The organism is Bacteroidota bacterium (assembly GCA_039111535.1).
GTDB lineage: Bacteria > Bacteroidota > Rhodothermia > Rhodothermales > JAHQVL01 > JBCCIM01.
Genome location: JBCCIM010000312.1, coordinates 1 through 4,514, shown reverse-complemented (window position 1 = coordinate 4,514; position 4,514 = coordinate 1). Strand labels below are relative to the sequence as shown.

The 4,514-nt window shown below is 52.2% G+C and carries 4 protein-coding genes; all 4 read left to right on the top strand.

All coding sequences use genetic code 11. The annotated features are described in order from the left end of the window. Positions 1–64: 64 nt before the first annotated feature. Positions 65–1,564: an MFS transporter gene (locus tag AAF564_26115; GenBank protein MEM8489049.1), complete on the top strand. Its 1,500-nt coding sequence runs from the start codon at positions 65–67 to the stop codon at positions 1,562–1,564. A gap of 105 nt (positions 1,565–1,669) precedes the next feature. Further along, the gene (locus AAF564_26110) at positions 1,670–2,233 is read left to right on the top strand and encodes a gluconate 2-dehydrogenase subunit 3 family protein (GenBank protein ID MEM8489048.1); all 564 of its coding nucleotides are present in this window, start codon (positions 1,670–1,672) and stop codon (positions 2,231–2,233) included. A 268-nt stretch (positions 2,234–2,501) separates the two neighbouring features. Continuing rightward, positions 2,502–4,235 (top strand): GMC family oxidoreductase, encoded by a 1,734-nt coding sequence (locus AAF564_26105; protein ID MEM8489047.1) that lies wholly within the window; start codon positions 2,502–2,504, stop codon positions 4,233–4,235. A gap of 51 nt (positions 4,236–4,286) precedes the next feature. After that, the coding region (locus AAF564_26100; protein ID MEM8489046.1) for an FAD-dependent oxidoreductase at positions 4,287–4,514 on the top strand (228 nt) is incomplete at its 3' end.

Sequence of the window (4,514 nt, the reverse complement as noted above, 5' to 3'; positions counted from 1 at the left end):
GTCTTCAGGAAGCCCTTTTTTGTGTCCAGTTTGGCAATTGTTCAATTGAAGGAGGAGTAACCAAATGAGTACTAGTAACGCAGGCATTAACCGGCAAAAACTGTTTTGGGGCAGTTGCCTGGCACTGCTTACCACAGCATTTGCCTTTACGGTGATTGCATCTATCGCATTCAGCGTAAAACAGGAATTCAACGTTACAAACGCGCAGTTGGGGCTGTTTACCGGTGTATTCTTTATCGGATTCACCGTTTCTCAGGTTCTTTTTGCGCCGTTCTGTGACACCATCGGAATGCGCTGGATTGTCCGGTTTGCGTTTGTAGGCCACGTTGTCGGGGCCTTGCTCCTGCTATTTGCAGGCAGTTTCGGGATGGCGGTAGCGGGTTCGCTATTTGCTGGCCTCGGCGCAGGACTTGTAGAAGCCGGCTGTAACCCACTTGTTGCAGCGCTTTATCCGGACGACAAGTCGGCCAAGCTCAACCTGTTTCATATGTGGTTTCCGTATGGTAACCTCATAGCGGCCTTGCTCACCACCTTTGTGATGAGCGCCTTTATTGGAGATGGCGAATGGCGCGGATACACCGCCCTGATTCTGGTGCCGGCTATTGCATACGGCATTATGATGCTCTTCTCCGATTACCCTCCAACGGAAGGTGCAAGTGCCGGTGTAAGTTTTGCCGAGTCGCTTAAAGCTACTTTTTCACCGATCATGTTGATAATGCTTCCGATGATGCTTATTACCGCGTCGATGGAGCTTCCACCAAGCACCTGGGTACCGCCAGTGCTGCAGTCTGGCGGGGTTGACGGGATTCTGGTCTTTGGCTTTATATTCGGAATTATGGGTACCCTGCGACTTGTCGCCGGCCCTATTCTCAAAGCCCTCACACCAACCGGTGTACTCTTTGGTGGCTCTATTCTGGCTACCATCGGACTCTACCTGTTTAGCCAGGCTGATTCTACGCTGATGTATTTCCTCACCGCTGCCGTTTGGGCAACGGGTATCGCACTCTTCTGGCCAACCATGCTCGGGTTTGTATCTGAGCGGAATCCGAAGAGTGGGGCGCTTGGCCTTGGCGCAATGGGCGCTGTAGGGATGCTTGCTTCTTTCCTTGTAACGCCGTGGTTGGGCAACATTGCAGATATCGAAGGGCATACCCAAATTCAGGCACCTGCCGCGATGGAAGTTTTCCAGACGGTTCAGGATGAGTGGCCAGCAGTTGCTGCAACAGCCGGCGTGCTGCAGGAAGATCTTGAAGCTGTAATCAGCTCTGTGAATGAAGTGACTGCTGCTTATGAAGCTGACGGCGCGTTGCCGGCTGGTGCTACAGCGCAGGCGCTGCGCGCAGTTTCAGGTGCAGATATCGATTCAGATGCCAAAGCTGCTGCTGCGGCCATTCTGGGGCCCGCTGAAAACTATGGCGGAAAGACGTCTTTCGAAACGCTCGCGCCATTTGGCATTATCCTGATTGTGGTCTTTGGCTTCCTGTTCTTCCAGGATCGGAGGTCGGGTGGTTACAAAGCTGAGAAGCTGGTAGCCACAGATGAGAAAGAAGGCGCCGCAGCCTGATTTTGACCAGACTTCAAAAAGACCCCACGTTAGCGATATCGTGGGGTCTTTTTATGTCTTGTTTATGAGTTTCATGATTCTGTTTATAAACAATGAGCTAAGCTAATGGATCGTCGTGAAGCGTTAAAGCGCGTTGGTTTTTTGATGGGAGGCACCGTATCTCTTTCGGTAGCATCCGGCATACTGTCCGGTTGCCAGGCACCGGCAGCTGGCGGCTATACCTACCAAACGTTGTCCGCTACGCAGGGGGAGTTGGTTGCCACCATTTCTGAGTTGATCATCCCCGAAACGGATACGCCGGGCGCACGGGCAGCACGTGTACATGAATTTGCTGACCTGATGTTAACCGAATGGTTTGATGTAGCCGATCGGGACCATTTCCTCGCGGGGCTTGGTGAGATTGATAGCGTTGCACAATCTATCAACGGTGCTACGTTTGTAGACAACACCGAAGAACAGCAGGTTGCCATCCTAACCGAAATGGAAGACGCTGCGTTGTCTGACGCCAGCGGCGACCAGACCCCTTTCTTCAGCATGATCAAGCAATTGACGCTTTTGGGCTATTATACCTCCGAAATTGGTGCTTCACAGGAGTTGAAGTATGTGCACACGGCTGGTGAATACCGCGGTGATGTCCCTTACGAAGAAATTGGACGCGCATACTCTTGATTATAGACAAATAAATCTTGGTTTATTTGTTGTTGAAGGTTGAAGGTTACAGGTTGAAGGTTTATTAGCCCGATCCTGTGTTGCCGGGCAAGCCTTAAGTCGCTTGTCTGAGTACGTCCGATCTTCTCCTTGAAAGGGCTGTTGTCATTTCAATCGCATCCGTACCACCATGCCTGGATGCCATGACCAGCTACAGCCTTCCCAATCATTTTTTACCCAATAGGACAAGTGCAGCTTCTGGCTGCCAGGCAACTGCAGTATCACAATCATGACCAGGAAAAACGTACACATCTCCCAAGAGACAGAGGGCTATGACGCCATTGTGGTTGGTTCAGGCATCTCTGGAGGATGGGCAGCCAAGGAGTTAACGGAAAAAGGCCTTAAAACGCTTTTGCTCGAAAGGGGCCGGCCTGTTGAACACAGTACCGATTACATTACTGAGCATAAAGCCCCCTGGGAGCTGAATATGCGCGGAAGGTATAACCGTGCCAATGCTGAAGCAAACTATGCCGTACAAAAGCGTACCGGGCAGTTCCGGGCTGAAGCTGAGCACTGGTTTATCAACGATAAGGAAAACCCCTATATCGAAGATAAGCCGTTTACCTGGATCCGGGGTAACCATGTTGGGGGGCGCTCCCTGATGTGGGGCCGGCATTGCTACCGGTGGAGCGACATCGACTTTGAAGCCAACCTGAAAGACGGTAATGGCGTTGACTGGCCTATTCGGTATGCTGATATTGCGCCATGGTACGATTACGTAGAGAAATTTGCCGGCATCAGCGGCGAAAAATTGGGTTTACCCCAGTTGCCCGATGGCCAGTTTCAGCCAGGCATGCCGCTCAACGTTGTGGAGAAACACCTCCGCGAACAGATTATCAAGAACTTCCCTGAGCGTATCCTGACCATTGGTCGCGTAGCTATCCTTACAGAAGCGTTACCCGGCCGTGCTGCATGCCACTATTGCGGACCTTGCATCCGAGGATGTTCTACCGGATCGTACTTTAGCAGCCAGAGCTCTACGCTGCCCGCAGCGGTTGCAACCGGCAACCTCACCCTGCGGCCTTACAGCATTGTGCAGCAGGTGATATACGACGAAACTAGAGACAAAGCTACTGGTGTACGCATTGTTGATTCAGAGACCAACGAAGTGCTGGAGTTCAAGGCAAAGGTGGTCTTCCTGTGCGCTTCTGCACTTGGCAGTACGCAGATCCTGCTCAATTCCAAAAGCAACCGGTTTGCTGATGGGCTAGCCAATTCAAGCGGTGAGTTGGGCCATAACCTGATGGATCACCACTTCAAGGTAGGCGCCAACGCAATGGTTGATGGATTTGATGACCGCTACTATTACGGCAACCGTCCAACAGGCTTTTACGTCCCGCGCTTCAGAAATATTAACAGCGAAACCCGCCGCCAAGACTATGTCCGTGGCTACGGCTACCAGGGCAGCGCACGGCGCGAGAACTGGGGGCGTGGAAATGATATGCGTGGCTTCGGCGCAGAATTGAAGCAACAACTGCGCGAGCCAGGGGACTGGCGTATTGGTATGACGGCATTTGGCGAGTGCCTGCCGCGCCATGGCAATTACGTGCGCCTCGATGACGCCGTTACGGACAAGTGGGGCATGCCGGCTTTGCGGATTAACGCTGCCTGGGGGGCCAACGAATTTGCCATGCGCAGAGATATGGCACAATCTGCAGCCGAAATGCTCGACGCTGCCGGCTACAGGGATGTAAGCACTTATGATAGTTATACGGAAGGTGGTCTCGGCGCAGAAGTGGGGCTTGGCATCCATGAAATGGGCACTGCCCGCATGGGACGCGATCCGAAAACCTCGGTGCTGAATGAATGGAATCAGGCGCACGACGTACCTAATCTGTATGTGACAGACGGTGCATGCATGACATCGTCTGGTTGTCAGAATCCATCGATTACGTACATGGCGCTTACTGCACGCGCTGTAGATCACGCTGTATCTGAAATGAAAAAAGGCAATATCTCATAGGCGGGTTTAACCGCGTTTAAATGATGTTGGCTTTACATAACCCCGCTATACATGAAAAAGAATGTCTATATAGCCCGCGCTGCAGAGAAGTATGATGCCATTGTTGTTGGCTCAGGTATAACTGGAGGCTGGGCTGCTAAAGAATTGTGCGAGAAGGGTATGAAAACCCTTGTGTTGGAGCGGGGCAGGAATGTGGAGCATGGTACCGATTACGTCACAGAGCATAAGCCGCCCTGGGAATACCCATTGCGTGGTCAGGTGGCTCCTGCAGAAGCAAGC

Bases quoted from the DNA above. Each gene is read 5' to 3' on its own strand.
- AAF564_26115 (MEM8489049.1), top strand. From the start codon at position 65: ATGAGTACTAGTAACGCAGGCATTAACCGGCAAAAACTGTTTTGGGGC.
- AAF564_26110 (MEM8489048.1), top strand. From the start codon at position 1,670: ATGGATCGTCGTGAAGCGTTAAAGCGCGTTGGTTTTTTGATGGGAGGC.
- AAF564_26105 (MEM8489047.1), top strand. From the start codon at position 2,502: ATGACCAGGAAAAACGTACACATCTCCCAAGAGACAGAGGGCTATGAC.